We start from the raw sequence: 14,589 nt of genomic DNA on the forward strand, positions 1-14,589 counted from the left end.
TACTTGCAAAGAAAGTTTTGCAAAGGTATCTTTGCATCATGACGAACGAGACGCAGGTACGGACGCTCGATGCCGGGGCGCTGAAGGCGCTGGCGCACCCGCTTCGGGTGAAGATCTTCGACCTGCTCGCGGCTCGTGGCCCGCAGACCGCCAGTTCGCTGGCGGCGCTCGTGGGGGAGACCTCCGGATCGACCAGTTACCACCTTCGAGCTCTCGCCGCCCACGACCTCATCCGCGAGGTGGAGGGGCGCGGCACCGCCCGCGAGCGGTGGTGGGAGCGGCCGAAGGGACGCATCGACGTTCCCGGTCCTGACGATATGACCTCGCCGGCCAACCGCGCCGCAGCCCAGATCGTCAACTCGGAGTTCTTCCGGCTGCGTCACGAGACCCTGATGGCCTACGTCAATCGCCCTCAGGCGGACGTGCCGGAGGATTGGCGCGACACCGGCATCATCATGACCACGCACCTGGACCTGACGCCGGAGCAGGCGACGTCGCTCCGCGATGAGCTCGAGGTGATCGTCGAGCGCGCGATCGAGCGCTACCGGGGTCAGACGGGCCCGGACGTCCGGCGGGTGTCGCTGCGGACCGAGCTCTTCGACCTGTCGACGCCGTCGGCACCGACATCCGTCCCCGCCGCCGAAATGGAGGAGGAATCATGACCAGTGCGACGCTTCACCTGATGGCTCCGACCCACACCGAGGTTCGTGTGCTCCGGCTGGCCGACACGCTCACCACATGGGTCGCGCGCCGCGTCGCCCGTCGGGCCGAGCGGCGCGCGAGGGTTCTCGACAGGCTGCGGCAGCAGCAGACGCCGGCGCAGGACCCGCGGTCGCTGACCCGCGCGCTCGCGCAGCTCGACATCCCTCGGTTCTGAAGGAGCCCGAAGTATCTCCGCGCGGGCCTGCTCAGTCCGCGAAGGGGCGGGCGACGACCTCGCCGGACGCGGCCTGGAAGACCTCCCAGCCGGCGTCGAGCTCCGCGATGGCGCGACCCTCGAGCCAGGTGAGGGTCCAGTGGCCGGTGAGGCCCTTCGCCTCCACCGCGGAGATCGCCGGCCGCAGCGATGCGGGGACCGAGGCCGGTGCCTCGGATCCGGCCGCCCATCGAGTGCCGAGCTGCATCAGGAGCCCTCGACCGGCGCGAGCTCGATAGCGGTGACCGCAAACTCCTCGGCCTCGCTGAACTCGAGGTCGGCGATGCGGCCGACGGCGCGGAGGTCGTCTGCAGCGGCACGGAGCGCCTCGAGCTTCGTGCCGGGAGCGGCGATCGCGGCGCGCGAGACCGGGGTCTTCTGCGACGCCTTCGCTTCGGTCTTGGCTCGGCGGATGCCGATCAGTGCCTCACTCGCGGCGGAGAGCACCGCCGGGTCGCCGTCGATGCCGAGCGGCGTGGGCCACTCCGCCGTGTGCACGGACCCTTCCTCGAACCACGACCAGGACTCCTCGGTGGCGAAGGAGAGCACCGGTGCCAGCAGGCGGAGCAGCGTCGAGAGGGCCAGACGCAGCGAGAGTGCCGCGGAAGCCTGCCCCACGTCGGCCTGGTTGTAGGCGCGCTCCTTCACGAGCTCGAGGTAGTCGTCGCAGAAGGTCCAGAAGAACGCTTCGGTCAGCTCGAGCGCGCGGGCGGCGTCGTAGCGGTCGAAGGCCTTGGTCGCCTCGGCCACCACACCGTCGAGCGCGGTCAGCATCGATGCGTCCAGGGCGTGCGTGACCTGCGCACCCTCGGGCACGGGGAACGACAGCACGAACTTGGCGGCGTTGAGCACCTTGATGGCCAGACGACGGCCGATCTTCACCTGCGTGGGGTTCTGCGGGTCGAACGCGGCGTCCATGCCGAGGCGGCTGGAGGCGGCCCAGTAGCGCACCGCGTCGGAGCCGTGTGCTTCGAGCACGTCGGCCGGGGTGACCACGTTGCCCTTCGACTTCGACATCTTCTTGCGGTCGGGGTCGACGATGAAGCCGGAGATCGCGGCGTTGCGCCACGGAGTCCTGCCGTCTTCGAGAGTGGAGCGCAGCATGGTCGAGAACAGCCAGGTGCGGATGATGTCCTGACCCTGCGGGCGCAGGTCGAACGGCGCGGTGAGGTTCCAGAGTTCCTCGTCGCGCTGCCAGCCGCCCGCGAGCTGCGGAGTCAGGGACGACGTCGCCCAGGTGTCGAGGATGTCGGCCTCGGCGTCGAACCCGCCGGCCACGCCGCGCTGGTCCTCGGTGTATCCGGCGGGGACATCGGTCGTCGGATCGATCGGGAGCGTCGCCGCGTCGGGAGCGAGCACCCGGTCGTAGTCACGCTCGCCGTTCTCGTCGAGGGCGTACCAGAGCGGGATCGGCACTCCGAAGAAGCGCTGGCGCGACACGAGCCAGTCGCCGGTGAGGCCGCCGACCCAGTTCTCGTAGCGCACGCGCATGAACTCGGGGTGCCAGGCGAGCTCCTGGCCGTGGGCGATGAGCGTGTCGCGCAGCTCGCCGTCGCGGGCACCGTTGCGGATGTACCACTGGCGGGTGGACACGATCTCGAGCGGACGGTCGCCCTTCTCGAAGAACTTCACCGCGTGGTTGAACGGCTTGCCGACCGCGGTCATGTCGCCGGTCTCCTGCAGCTTCTCGACGATGGCCTTGCGTGCGCTGAAGACGGTCTTGCCCGCGAGCTCCTCGGCGTACCAGGTGATCGCCGCGGGGTTCGTGACGGATGTCGGGGCCTCCGGGAGGAAGCGTCCGTCCAGTCCGATCGTCGTCATGTTCGGCAGGGGCTCGTTCTCGGTGGTGCGCAGTTCGCGCCACCACACGATGTCGGTCACGTCACCGAAGGTGCAGACCATCGCCGCGCCCGTGCCCTTGTCGGGCTGGGCGAGGTGGTGACCGTGGATCTCGATCTCGGCGTCGAAGAAGGGCGTGCGCACCTTGGTGCCGATGAGGTGCTTGTGCGGGCCCTCCGGGTGCGTCACGAGGGCGATGCACGCGGGCAGCAGTTCCGGACGCGTGGTGTCGATCGCCAGCGTGCCCGATCCGTCCGCGAAGGGGAACTCGATGGTGTGGTACGCGGCCTGCTGGTCGCGATCTTCGAGCTCGGCCTGGGCGATCGCGGAGCGGAAGTCGATGTCCCACAGGGTCGGTGCGAGTGCCTGGTACGCCTCGCCGCGCTCGATGTTGCGCAGGAAAGCGAGCTGGCTCTGGCGGATCGTGTCGTCGGAGATCGTGCGGTAGGTCTGCGTCCAGTCGACGCTCAGCCCGAGCTGACGGAACAGCGCCTCGAACTGCTTCTCATCCTCGATCGTGAGGCGCTCGCAGAGTTCGATGAAGTTGCGGCGGCTGATGGGCTGCTGGTCGGCCGCGCGGCTCGACTTGTTGTCGCCGCCCTCGAACGGCGGCGTGAAGTCGGCGTCGTAGGGGAGTGAGGGGTCGCAGCGCACGCCGTAGTAGTTCTGCACGCGGCGCTCGGTGGGGAGGCCGTTGTCGTCCCATCCCATCGGGTAGAACACGGTCTTGCCGCGCATGCGCTCGTAGCGCGCCTTCACGTCGGTGTGCGTGTACGAGAACACGTGCCCGATGTGCAGGCTTCCGGATGCCGTCGGCGGCGGGGTGTCGATGGAGTACACGCCCTCGCGGCCGGACTGTGCCGCGCGCAGACGGTCGAACAGATAGGTGCCCTGATCCGCCCAGGCGGCGTCCCACTTCGCTTCGAGACCTTCGAGTGCGGGCTTGTCGGGAATCCCGGTGGGAATCGATTCGGAAGCAGGCATGGGGATCTCCTCGAGCGATGTATGCGGCACTGTGTGAGCGTGCCTGAGTGTGGGTGTGCGCACCAGTCTATCGAGCGAGCGGAAGGCCGGCTGGACACGGCGGAGTCGCCCGGCGCGGCGCGGATGTCCGCTCCTCCGCCCCTGGAAGGATCGGAGCATGACACCGCTGTCGTCCGCCTCCTCCCGTCCCCGCCTCGCCGACCTCGGCGTCCCGTCGGGGGCGTTCGCGCGCGGTGCGGAGAACGCGATCACCGATGTCGGCGGTGTCCGGATCGGGCATGCCACGTTGCACGGCGACGGTCTCCACACCGGGGTCACCGCGATCGTGCCCGATACCCTGACCGGGGAGCGCCGCAGCCTCCCCGCGAACCTCTCGGTCGGCAACGGCTACGGCAAGCTCGTCGGCGCCACGCAACTTCGTGAGCTCGCCGCGCTGGAGACCCCGATCCTCCTCACCTCGACCCTGTCGGTCTTCCGCGTCGCCGACGCGCTGCTCGGACACCTGCTGGCGACCCCGGCGCACGCGCGGACGACGACGCTGAACCCGGTCGTCGGGGAGACGAACGACGGCTTCCTCTCCGACATCCGACGCCGGGCCGTCGGCGAGGAGCAGGTGGTCCAGGCGTTGGAGGCGGCGGCCGCCGGTCCCGTCGTGGAGGGGTGTGTCGGGGCCGGCGCGGGGACGGTCGCTCTCGGCTACAAGGGCGGCATCGGCACGTCATCCCGGCTCGTCGACGTCGCGGGACAGACGCGTACGGTCGGTGCCCTGGTGCAGACCAACTTCAGCGGGACGCTGCGGATCGCGGGAGTGCCGCTTCCCGCGGAGGAGCTGCTGTCCGGGGCCGCAGCTCAGCCCGTCGGCAACTCGTGCATGATCGTCGTCGCGACGGATGCGGCCATGGATGGTCGGCAGCTCGGGCGAGTCGCCAATCGCGCGGTGTTCGCGATGCGGGGCGTCGGCGCCGACTACGCGCAGGGCAGCGGCGACTACGCGATCGCGTTCTCGGTGCACGACCCGGCGCTCGGCGGGCCGGTGGCCGACGATGTACTGTCGCCGCTGTTCGCCGCCACGATGGATGCCGTGGAGGAGGCCCTGATCAACTCCGTGCTCGCTGCCGAGACGACCGTCGGCCCCGAGGGGCGGACCGCGCGTGCGGTGCCCATCGACGGGGTCCGGGCGCGACTCACCCGCGCCGGGGCCGTCTGACCCGCGTGCGCAACTCAGGAAGAACGCAGCGCCGATTCGCGTCGGGGCGGCGTTTCGCCCCGACCACACGCGGAATTCCTGAGCTCTGAACTCACCCGGCGAGCGCGCTGCGGATGCCCTCGCCGATCCTGCGCATCGCGCCCAGCACCGGCCCTCTCCCGTCCGCGCCGTGGTCCCAGTTGGCCAGCACTGCATAGGCGATCCGGCGATCCGGGGACATCACGATGCCCGTGTCGGCGCGTACCCGCGAGATCGTGCCGGTCTTGTTGAGCAGCCAGATGCCACGGTCGAAGCCCCAGTGTGCGAGGGGGTCGAGGTCGAAGGCGGACGCGACCATCGACAGGTCCATCCCCGCGCCGAGCCAGCGTCGGAGGGTGTCGGCTGATGCCGGAGTCAGGTCGGTCCCGTCGGCGAGACGGGTCATGAATCGCACCAGCTCGGTGGCGCTCGCATGCGACAGCGTCGTCGGAGCGCCGGGCGGGATCGGCCATCGCACGATGTCGTCCAGCGCGGAGGACGTGTAGCCGAGGGCGCGCGTGTGCTCCTGGACCACGGGGATCCCGATCACCCGACCCAGCGTGTTCGTCGCGGCGTTGTCGCTGACCGCGCCGATGAGTGCGGCCACGTCGTAGAGCGACAGCTCGGCCGCCTGCAGCAGATACCAGAGCCCGGAGTCATCGATGGACTCCACGGGGCGGCGCGTCACGCGCTCCTCCAGGCTCCGTGTGCCTGCATCGACCTCGGTGAGCAGCCGATGCAGGAGGAAGATCTTGCCGACGCTCGCGGTGTCGAGCACCGTCTCGGGCGCATGCTCGAGCAGCACCTCGCCGGAGTCGATGTCCTTCACCAGGACCGACCACACCGCGCCGTGGTCGGCGGGCAGCTCTGTGCCGATGACGCTCATGCGAGCCCCTCATGACGCGCGAGTCCGGTGACGTGCAGCCGGATCCGTTCTCCGATGTCTCGCATGCCGTCGATGACGGGTGCTCGCAGATCGGTCGGGCTGTGCTTCCAGTTCGCGGCCACCGCGTAGGCGACGGCGGCGACGGGGCCGCGGAGCAGGCCGGCATCGACGCGGGCGAATCCGACGCTGCCGGTCTTGTGCCGCAAGACCATGCCCTGGTACTCGGCGTCCACGTGGGCGAGCGGGTCGAGCAGGAAGGCATCGGCGGTCATGGACGTGTCGGTGTCGGCGGCCAGCCAGTCGAGCACGCGTGCGCTCACCGCGGGGGAGAAGGCCTCACCGGTACCGAGGCGGCGCATCAGGTCGGCCAGCTCCGCCGCGGTGCCGTACGACGGCGTCCAGGGCAGGTCGGGTGTGCGCTCGTTGCGGATGTAGTCGTGCAGCGAGGTCTGCGTGTATCCGAGGGCCGGCGCGACGGCGCGCACGGACTCGAGGCCGCACAGGTGGATGAGGGCGTTCGTGGCGAGGTTGTCGCTCACCGCGCCGACGAGGAGGGCGGCGTCGTGCACCCCGATGCGCTGGCCCCGCATCCGGTAGAGCAAGCCGGAGTCCTCCACCCGGTGCTCCTCCGGGATGGCGACCGGCTGATCCGGATCGAGCGTGCCGTCTTCGAGTCGGCGCGCGACTTCGAGCAGGAGGAAGACCTTGCCGATGCTGGCGGTCTCGCACTGCACGTGCGGTTCGTGCTCGGCGACGGTGGCGCCGCTGTCGGCATCGATCACCCGCACCGACCAGGTGACGCGGGGATCGAGCGTCGGCACGGCGATCATCCGGGCACTCCCACCGTGAGTCGCGGTTCGTCCGCCATCGCATCGAGGACGCCGTCGACGCCGAGGGGGATCGTCAGGGCGTGCGGGTCGTGTCCGAAGCCTTGCTCCCACAGCACGGGCACGCCCGCATCCTGGAACTCGTCGCGCATGAGGGCGTGCACGAGCTCGAGGTCGCCGCATTCGTGCCAGGAGCCCAGCACAATGCCGTTCGCCTGCGCGAGCCGCCCCGCCCTCCGCAGCTGCGTCACGAAGCCGTCCAGACGGTACGGCTCCTCGGTGATGTCCTCGAGGAACAGGATGCCGGGAGCGGGCACGGCCGCCTCGGGGGCGCCGAGCCCGGCGGCGAGCAGGCTCAGGTTGCCGCCGGTGAACCGCCCGAACGCACGCCCCGGTCTCATCACCTCGGTCTTCGGGCCGATCAGTTCGCGTCCGCGCCAGGGCTCGAACAACCACCGCTGCACGTCGTCGCGCACCTGTTCGGAGTCGCGGAAGACGTTGTTGCCGGCCATCGGGCAGAACAGCGTTGCCAGGTCCAGGTGCGCGCGTACGGTCTCGTGCAGCGCGGTGATGTCGGAGGAGCCGGTGAGAAGCTTCGGACGACCGTCGCGCCGCAACGCTCCGCGGCGCATCTCCGCCCAGTCGATGCCGTCGAGCAGCCGCAGCGCCCCGTACCCGCCCCGGGCGGCCACGACGGCGTCCACGTCCGGGTCCATCCACGCATCGACGAGATCCGAACGGCGCACATCGTCGGGACCGGCGAGGTACGACGCGCGCGGATGCGGGGTGAGCACGTGATCGCCCACCCGTACCCGCAGACCCCACGATTCGTAGTAGTCGACGGCGCGCTGTGTGTTCTCCTCGTTGCCCGGCCCTGACGGCGAGACGATCGCCACCGTGTCTCCGGGGTGCAGCGGGGCGGAGTCGAGGTAGGGAGAGGTCGTGCGGGTCACGCCGGCTGCTCCTCGATGCGCGGTGCGGCGGAGAGCAGATGCCGCGTGTACTCGTGCTGCGGATTCAACAGGACCTCCTCGGTCGTGCCCCGTTCGACGATCTCGCCGCGGTACATCACGGCGACGCTGTGGGCGATGTTCCAGGCGAGGCCCAGGTCGTGCGTGATGACGAGCGCGGAGAGTCCGAGCCGCCGGCGCAGGTCGAGCAGCAGCCCGAGGATCTCGCCGCGCACCGAGGCGTCGAGCGAAGCGACGGGTTCGTCGGCGATGAGCATCTGGGGCTGCACGGCGAGGGCCCCGGCGATCACCACGCGTTGGCGCTGCCCGCCGCTGAGCTCCTGCGGGATGGCGCTGAAGAATCTCTCCGGCGGGGTCATCTCCGCATCCGTGAGGCTCTGAGCCACGCGCGCGCGTTCGTCGCCCGTGAAGCGCTGCACTCGCAGACCTTCGGCGACCGACTCGTACACGCTGTGCTTCGGGTTGAGCGCGGCCCAGGGGTCCTGGAGCACGAGCTGCACCTGGGAGCGGAAGTGCGCGAGGTCGCGGCCCTTCGTCGGCATCTCGGCTCCGTCGAACAGGATCCGGGAGCCGGGGTCGGCGGGCTGCAGACCCATGAGCGCCCGGGCGAGCGTCGACTTGCCTGATCCGGATTGGCCGACCAGCGCGACGATCTCGCCCCGACGCACGGTGAGGTCGACGTCGCGCACGGCGTGCACGGGACGACTGCCCGAGCGATAGGTGACGTTGACCCCACGGGCCTCCAGCAGCACTTCGTCGCCATGGGCGATGTCCGGCACCTCGTCGGCACCCTGCCCGTGCCGGGTGACCGGCGCCAGGCGGGAGGCCGGATCGCCGATGGTGGGGAAGGCGTCGGCCAGCTGTCGGGTGTAGTCCTGCGTCGGACGCGTGCAGACGGCATAGCTCTCACCGACCTCGACGAGCTCGCCGTCGCGCATGATGGCGATGCGCTGGCACGCCGTCGCGAGGACCGACAGGTCGTGGCTGATCATGAGCATCGAGATGCCGCGCTCAGAGACGAGCCGCGAGATCATGTCGAGGATCTGCTTCTGCACGATGACATCGAGAGCGGTCGTCGGCTCGTCGGCGATGATGATCTCGGGGTCGCACGCGAGTGCCATCGCGATCATCACCCGCTGCTTCTGGCCGCCGGAGAGCTCATGCGGGTACGACTCGGACTTCTGCTGCGGGAGGTCGACGACATCCAGCAGCTCCGCCATACGCTGCTTGCGGCCCTTCTCGGACTTCCAGCGATCCGACGCATGCAGCTCCAGGGCCTCGAGCAGCTGCCAGCCCACCGTGCGCACCGGGTTCAGCGAGTGCATCGCCCCCTGGAACACGATGGAGGTCTGTGCCCAGCGCACCGCGCGCAGCTGGCCGAAGGAGAACTCGGCGACGTCCTGGTCGCCCAGGAGCACGCGGCCGCTCAGACGTGCGTTGTGGGGGAGCAGGCGCAGCACGCTCATCGCCAGTGTCGACTTGCCGGAACCCGACTCCCCGGCGATGCCGAGCGTCTGGCCCGCCGGTAGCGTCAGCGAGACGTTGCGGACGGCGGCGACCTCGTCCCGGCCTGCGCGCCCGGCGGTGCGGTAGGTGATCGAGACGTCGTCGAAGATCAGATCGGGCATGTCATCGGCTCCTCAGCGTCGGGTTCGTGATGTTCTCGACGGCGCGGCCCATCAGGGTGAACGACAGCACCACCAGGACGATCGCGATACCGGGTACGAGCACGTACCACCAGTAGCCGCTGGTCGCCGCGGACACGTCCATCGCGTTCTTCAGGATCGAGCCCCAGGACTGCAACGTGGTGTCGCCGAGCCCGAGGAACGCCAGCGTGGACTCGGAGATGATCGCCGAACCCACCGTGAGTGTGGTGTTGGCGAGCACCAGAGGCAGCACGCCGGGGAGGAGGTGCTTGATGATGATGTGCCAATGACCGGCGCCGAGAGCCCGCGAGCGCTCGATGTAGTCGCGCGATTCGATCGACAGGGTCTGCGCCCGGACCACGCGCGCCGTGCCCGCCCAGGAGGTGAGCCCGATCGCGATGATGATCGTCCAGACACCGCGGCTGAGCACCGAGGAGAGCACGATCGCGAGGATGAGCGAGGGCAGCACGAGGAAGAAGTCGATGATGCGCATCATCAGGCCGCCGAAGAAGCCGGTGAAGTGACCGGCGGAGAGCCCGACCAGTGTGCCGATGACCATCGACATGGCGGTGGCAGCGAGTCCGACCAGAAGGGAGACGCGCGCCCCCCACACCATACGGACCCAGATCTCCCGGCCCTGCTGATCGGTGCCGAGCGGATGCTGCCACGAGGGCGGCGCGAACCGCTCCGGGTCGACGAGCTTGGTGACGTCGAGCATGCTCGACGGAGCGATCACCGGCGCCAGGATGGCCACCGCCGCGACGATGATCAGGAAGATCAGACCGACCATGCCCGCGCGGTAGTGCACGAACTGGCGGCAGAAGTCGGCGAACGCCGCGCCGCGACGGTGCCAGGCGAGCGCGCGAGGCGAGCGGATGGAAGTGGATGCCGTGCTCATGCGCGCCTCACCCTCGGGTCGAGCTGACGGTAGATGAGGTCCGCGATGAGGTTCATCACGATGATGATCGTGGAGAACACCACGAAGGTCCCCTGCAGGAGGGGGAGATCGGGACCGGAGATGGCCTCGAAGGTGAGCTTGCCCAGACCGGGCCAAGAGAACACGGTCTCCACCGTCACCGCACCGGCGATCAGCCCGCCGATATGCATGAAGACGAGCGTGACGGTCGGGAGCAGGGCGTTGGGGACGGCGTGGCGGCGACGCACGAGGTCTTCCCGCAACCCCTTCGCCCGCGCGGTCGTGAGGTAGTCGGCGCCCATCTCCTCCAGGAGCGAGCTGCGCATCACCATCAGATACTGCGCATAGACGACGGCGACCATGGTTATCACGGGCAGGACCATGTGCGAGATCACGTCGAGGACGGCGCCGACGGGGTCGGTGGGCGGGTTGGGGGAGACCATCCCGCCGGTGGGGAACCAGTGCAGCGTGCCGCCGAAGATCATCAGCAGCAACAGGGCGAGCCAGAACGTCGGGACCGACCAGAACACCAGCGAGGTGCCCGAGACGATGCGGTCGAACGTGGAGCCGTGCTTCCACGCGGCCTTCTGCCCGAGCCACAGGCCGAGGGCGATGGCGATGATCGCCGCGGTACCGGTGAGGAGGATCGTGTTCCAGAAGTACATGCCGATGAGTTCGGAGACCGAGGTGCGGTAGACGTAGCTCGTCCCGAAGTTCAGGGTGAAGACGTTGCCGAGGTAGTCGAAGAACTGCTGCCACAGGGGCTTGTTCAGGCCGAGCTGCTCGCGCAGCTGCGCTACCTGCTCGGCACTCATGCCGCGCTCGCGCGCGATCGATGCGACCGGGTCTCCCGGCAGGATCTTGAAGGCGAAGAATCCGAGGAGGATGACCATCGCCATGCTGATGGCCGCGCCGCCCAGCTTGACCAGGAAGTAGCGGAGGCCGCCGAGGCCGCGCGGCTGCTCCTCGGCTGCGGCGCTGGTGGCGATGGCGGATGTGGATGGGGGAACCGCGTTCGACATGGAGTCTCCTTACAGCGGACCGGGAGACGCCGCGGGGACGGACGTCCGCCGCCCGCGGCGTCTCGCTGGGCTCATTCGACGTCGGCGATGTTGCGACGACGGATCAGGAAGAAGACGAGCCCTCCGATGAGGACCACTCCCACCACGATGCCTCCGATGATGAGTCCGGTGTTCGTGCCGGTGCCGCTGGCGGTCGCGCCCTCGACGGGCTCGACCGTGAGGTAGCCCCAGTAGCCGGCCTGGTTCGCGATGATGCCGCCGTCCTTGGGCTGCAGGGTGAAGCCGGTGAAGCGGTCGGAGCGGTAGGCCTCGAGCGAGTTGGCGTACCAGGTGGCGACCTGTGCCGTGTCGGTGTAGTTCAGCGCCAGCATGTCGTGCACGATCTCCTGGCGCTTCTCCTCGTCGGTCTCCGAGCGCTGCTGAGCGTACAGCTCGTCGAACTCGGGGTTGCAGTAGCCGTCCTGTGTGGTGCCGCCGGTGCCGTCGGTCGCCGTGGGCAGGTTCATGCAGGTGTTGATGCCGAGCTGGTAGTCGGGGTCGGGGTTGACCGACCATCCGCTGAAGTACAGGTCGTAGTCGCCTGACGTGGCCTTCGCGCTGATGGTGTCCGAGTCGGTCGACTCGACGGCGATCTCGATCCCGATGTCCTTCATCCACGGGACGAAGAACTCGGCGATGGACTGCTCGTTCGAGTCGTCTGCGTCCGTGAGGAGGCGCAGGCTCAGACGCTGTCCGTCCTTCTCCCGGATGCCGTCGGCAGCAGGCACCCACCCTGCGTCGTCGAGCTTCGCCTTCGCTGAGTCGGGGGCGAATCCGACGATCACCTCGTCGTCGTCCGACAGGTGCCACTTCGGGAAGGACGCGGGGATGAAGCTGGTGGCCTGCACGCCCTCGCCGGAGAGCACCTTGTCGAGCAGCGTCTCCGTGTCGGTGCCGAGGCGGATCGCCTGGCGGACCTCGAGGTCCTTCAGCGCCGCGTTGCCGGTGCCGTAGGGCACGTTCTCGCGGGTCTGCTGGCCCAGGTTGATGCTGATCGAGTGATAGCGGCGGCCGATCCCGGAATGGGTCGTGATGCCCTCGACGCCGTCGAGCGCCTCGAACTGCGTCGGGGTGAGACCCGAGACGAGGTCGACGTCACCGGCCTTCAGCGCCTGCACCTGGGCGTCCGAGTTCGTGTAGTACACGTACTGGATCGCGTCGATCTTGGGGGCGCCGCGCCAGAAGTTCTTGTTCGCCTTGAGCACGATCGACTGGTTCGCCGAGTAGCTGTCCAGGACGAAGGGGCCGGAGCCGACCACCTCGGAGTCGTTCGCGAACGTGGTCGGGTCGTCGACCGCCTCCCAGATGTGCTGCGGGACGATCGGGATCTCGGAGCCGGGGTTGGGTGCCTGCGGCGTCTTGAGCGAGATCACCACGGTCTTGTCATCGGGGGTCTCGACCGAGTCGAAGTTGGAGACGAGGTTGCCGTTCGCGGTTCCGAGGGCCGGCACGGTCATCATCTGGTCGTAGGTGTACTTCACGTCGGCCGAGGTGATCGGCTCGCCGTCCGACCACTTCAGGTCATCCTGCAGGGTGAAGGTCCAGGTCTGACCGCCGTCGGTGGCATCCCAGGAGTCGGCGAGGCCCTTGGTGGGGGAGCCGTCTTCGGCGTCGTTCTGCACGAGGGACTCGTACACGTAGCGGATGATGTTCGTCGGCGTCAGGTAGATCGAGATGAACGGGTTGAACGTGTCGACGAAGCCCGACGTCGCGATGCGCAACGTGGTCTCGGAGGCGGGGGATTCGGTCGCGGCACTCACGGACTGCGCCTGAGCGGCACCGGCGGGAGCAGCGATGAGCAGCGCGGAGGCGATCGCAGCGGCGGTCAGACTTCGTGCTGTTCTGGAGCGGGGGGCAAGACGCATAGAAGAAGTCCCTTCGGGCGCCGCCCGGATCCACGATGAAGCCGGGTCGGTGGAGACCATGCAAGCGGAAGTCTGCCCCTGGGTCAAGGGATTCGTTGCGTATCGTCGAAGATTTTTCGCAAGTCGGCATCTGGGCGCAGGTTGCTTTCCGCGTGTAACAGCGCGGAAACATGCGGATGCAAGGATGCGCCCCACGCGAAGGGGGTTCGATGAGGCAGTATTCCCGTCCCGAGATCCGGAACGTATCCCTCGGATCATCGTGATCAGGGCACAAACGGGAATCGTATCCTCACTCCGCGGGCAGGGTGAGTACGGCACGCAGGAGCTCGATGCGCTCGCCGAGGGAGGAGCGCAGGAAGTGCTCGTCCTCCGCATGCGCGCCGCCCCCGCGGGGTCCGAATCCGTCGACCGTCGGCAGCCCGAGGGCGCCGAGAAGATTGGTGTCCCCCGCGCCGGCCGCCGGACGTCCCTCGACGTGCTGCCCGACGCCGGCGGCGGACCGCTCGATGGCCGCCACCAGCGCGGCGTCCTGCGCGGAGGCGGCCCAGGCAGGGCGGGAGCTCAGGGTCTCGACGACGATCTCCGCACCGGTGCGGACGGGCGGCAGCGCGGCGAGTGCCCGCATCACGCGCTCCTCGGTGACCGGATCGGTGAAGCGGAGACCGATCTCCGCCTGCGCCTGCGCGGGGATCACATTGGCGCGAGCCCCGCCGGAGATCGTCCCGACATTGCAGAGCACGGGCCCCGGCAAGGCGGGATCCGCGACGATCTCCCGCACGCGCAGCAACTGATCGACGAGCTCGTCCACGGCGGACACGCCGTGCTCGGGGTCGAGGGCGGCGTGTGCGGCGCGCCCGGTGACCGCGATCCTGAGCCGTGCACTCCCGCGCCTGCCGACCTTGAGGGCGCCGTCCGGATGCGGCGATTCGAATCCGATGGCGGCGACGGCTCCGCGTGCGCGTTCGGTGAGCAGGGGGCCGGACTCGGGCGAGCCGACCTCCTCGTCGGCGACCAGGACGATGCGCACGGCTCTCCGGCGTTCGCGGGGGAGCGGCTGAAGTCGCCGCAAGGCCTCGAGCATGACCACGATCCCGGCCTTCATGTCGTAGGCGCCGGGCCCGCGCACGATGTCGCCCTGCTGGGACCAGGGCAGTGTGCCGTCGAGGGTGCCCTCCGGCCACACGGTGTCGGTGTGACCGATGAGGAGGTACGGATCGCCGGCTCCGGCGACGTCGATGACGAGATCCGTTCCCGCGGCGGTCGGCTCCTGACGGACCTCCCCGCCGACGCCCTCGAACCATCCGGTCAGGAGATCGGCGATGGTGCGGCTCGCGACGACATCGCGGGTGGGCGACTCGCAGGTCACAAGTTCGCGCACGAGTGCGATGATGTCGTCTGAAGGGTGGTCCGCTCCGGGAGCTGCCGGGAAAGTGGTCACAGTTACGAACCGTAT

Annotated in this window: 13 protein-coding genes; 3 read left to right on the top strand and 10 right to left on the bottom strand. The window is 69.0% G+C overall.

Annotated features, from left to right (window positions below; all coding sequences use genetic code 11):
- Positions 1–38: 38 nt before the first annotated feature.
- Positions 39–662: an ArsR/SmtB family transcription factor gene (locus HCX50_RS06410; protein ID WP_167633371.1), complete on the top strand. Its 624-nt coding sequence runs from the start codon at positions 39–41 to the stop codon at positions 660–662.
- Complete coding sequence (locus HCX50_RS06415) at positions 659–877, top strand: hypothetical protein (RefSeq protein WP_091037121.1); 219 nt, start codon at positions 659–661, stop codon at positions 875–877. The genes HCX50_RS06410 and HCX50_RS06415 overlap by 4 nt, the downstream gene beginning before the upstream one ends.
- A 31-nt stretch (positions 878–908) precedes the next feature.
- On the opposite strand, the gene HCX50_RS06420 is transcribed toward HCX50_RS06415, so the two are convergent.
- A complete protein-coding gene (locus tag HCX50_RS06420) occupies positions 909–1,124 on the bottom strand; it encodes a hypothetical protein (RefSeq protein ID WP_091037118.1) in 216 nt (71 codons plus the stop codon).
- Entirely contained in the window at positions 1,124–3,739 is a 2,616-nt protein-coding gene (valS, locus tag HCX50_RS06425) for a valine--tRNA ligase (RefSeq protein ID WP_167633372.1), read from the bottom strand. Before valS ends, HCX50_RS06420 begins: the two co-directional genes overlap by 1 nt.
- A 157-nt stretch (positions 3,740–3,896) precedes the next feature.
- On the opposite strand from valS, the gene HCX50_RS06430 reads away from it, so the two are divergent.
- On the top strand, positions 3,897–4,946 hold the full coding sequence (locus HCX50_RS06430) for a P1 family peptidase (RefSeq protein WP_167633373.1): 1,050 nt from the start codon (positions 3,897–3,899) through the stop codon (positions 4,944–4,946).
- Positions 4,947–5,037: 91 nt separating this feature from the next.
- Here the strand turns inward: HCX50_RS06430 and HCX50_RS06435 are convergent, their stop codons facing one another.
- From HCX50_RS06435 to HCX50_RS06470, 8 genes are all read right to left on the bottom strand, one after another.
- Positions 5,038–5,850, bottom strand: coding sequence for a serine hydrolase (locus HCX50_RS06435; protein WP_167633374.1), 813 nt, complete (start codon positions 5,848–5,850; stop codon positions 5,038–5,040).
- The gene (locus HCX50_RS06440; RefSeq protein WP_167633375.1) at positions 5,847–6,680 is read right to left on the bottom strand and encodes a serine hydrolase; all 834 of its coding nucleotides are present in this window, start codon (positions 6,678–6,680) and stop codon (positions 5,847–5,849) included. Before HCX50_RS06440 ends, HCX50_RS06435 begins: the two co-directional genes overlap by 4 nt.
- On the bottom strand, positions 6,677–7,630 hold the full coding sequence (locus HCX50_RS06445) for an LD-carboxypeptidase (protein ID WP_167633376.1): 954 nt from the start codon (positions 7,628–7,630) through the stop codon (positions 6,677–6,679). The genes HCX50_RS06440 and HCX50_RS06445 overlap by 4 nt, the downstream gene beginning before the upstream one ends.
- Positions 7,627–9,276, bottom strand: coding sequence for an ATP-binding cassette domain-containing protein (locus tag HCX50_RS06450; protein WP_167633377.1), 1,650 nt, complete (start codon positions 9,274–9,276; stop codon positions 7,627–7,629). The genes HCX50_RS06445 and HCX50_RS06450 overlap by 4 nt, the downstream gene beginning before the upstream one ends.
- 1 nt (position 9,277) lies before the next feature.
- Positions 9,278–10,192 carry an ABC transporter permease gene (locus tag HCX50_RS06455; protein ID WP_205828842.1) on the bottom strand — a complete coding sequence of 305 codons (915 nt, stop codon included), beginning with the start codon at positions 10,190–10,192 and terminating at the stop codon, positions 9,278–9,280.
- Positions 10,189–11,232, bottom strand: coding sequence for an ABC transporter permease (locus tag HCX50_RS06460; RefSeq protein WP_105710141.1), 1,044 nt, complete (start codon positions 11,230–11,232; stop codon positions 10,189–10,191). The genes HCX50_RS06455 and HCX50_RS06460 overlap by 4 nt, the downstream gene beginning before the upstream one ends.
- Before the next feature lie 71 nt (positions 11,233–11,303).
- Positions 11,304–13,136, bottom strand: a complete 1,833-nt coding sequence (locus tag HCX50_RS06465; protein ID WP_167633378.1) for an ABC transporter substrate-binding protein — start codon at positions 13,134–13,136, stop codon at positions 11,304–11,306.
- A 289-nt stretch (positions 13,137–13,425) separates the two neighbouring features.
- The gene (locus tag HCX50_RS06470; RefSeq protein WP_337749038.1) at positions 13,426–14,514 is read right to left on the bottom strand and encodes a M20/M25/M40 family metallo-hydrolase; all 1,089 of its coding nucleotides are present in this window, start codon (positions 14,512–14,514) and stop codon (positions 13,426–13,428) included.
- Between the last annotated feature and the right edge of the window lie 75 nt (positions 14,515–14,589).

Source organism: Microbacterium sp. B19(2022) (assembly GCF_012030385.1).
Lineage (GTDB): Bacteria > Actinomycetota > Actinomycetes > Actinomycetales > Microbacteriaceae > Microbacterium > Microbacterium oxydans_B.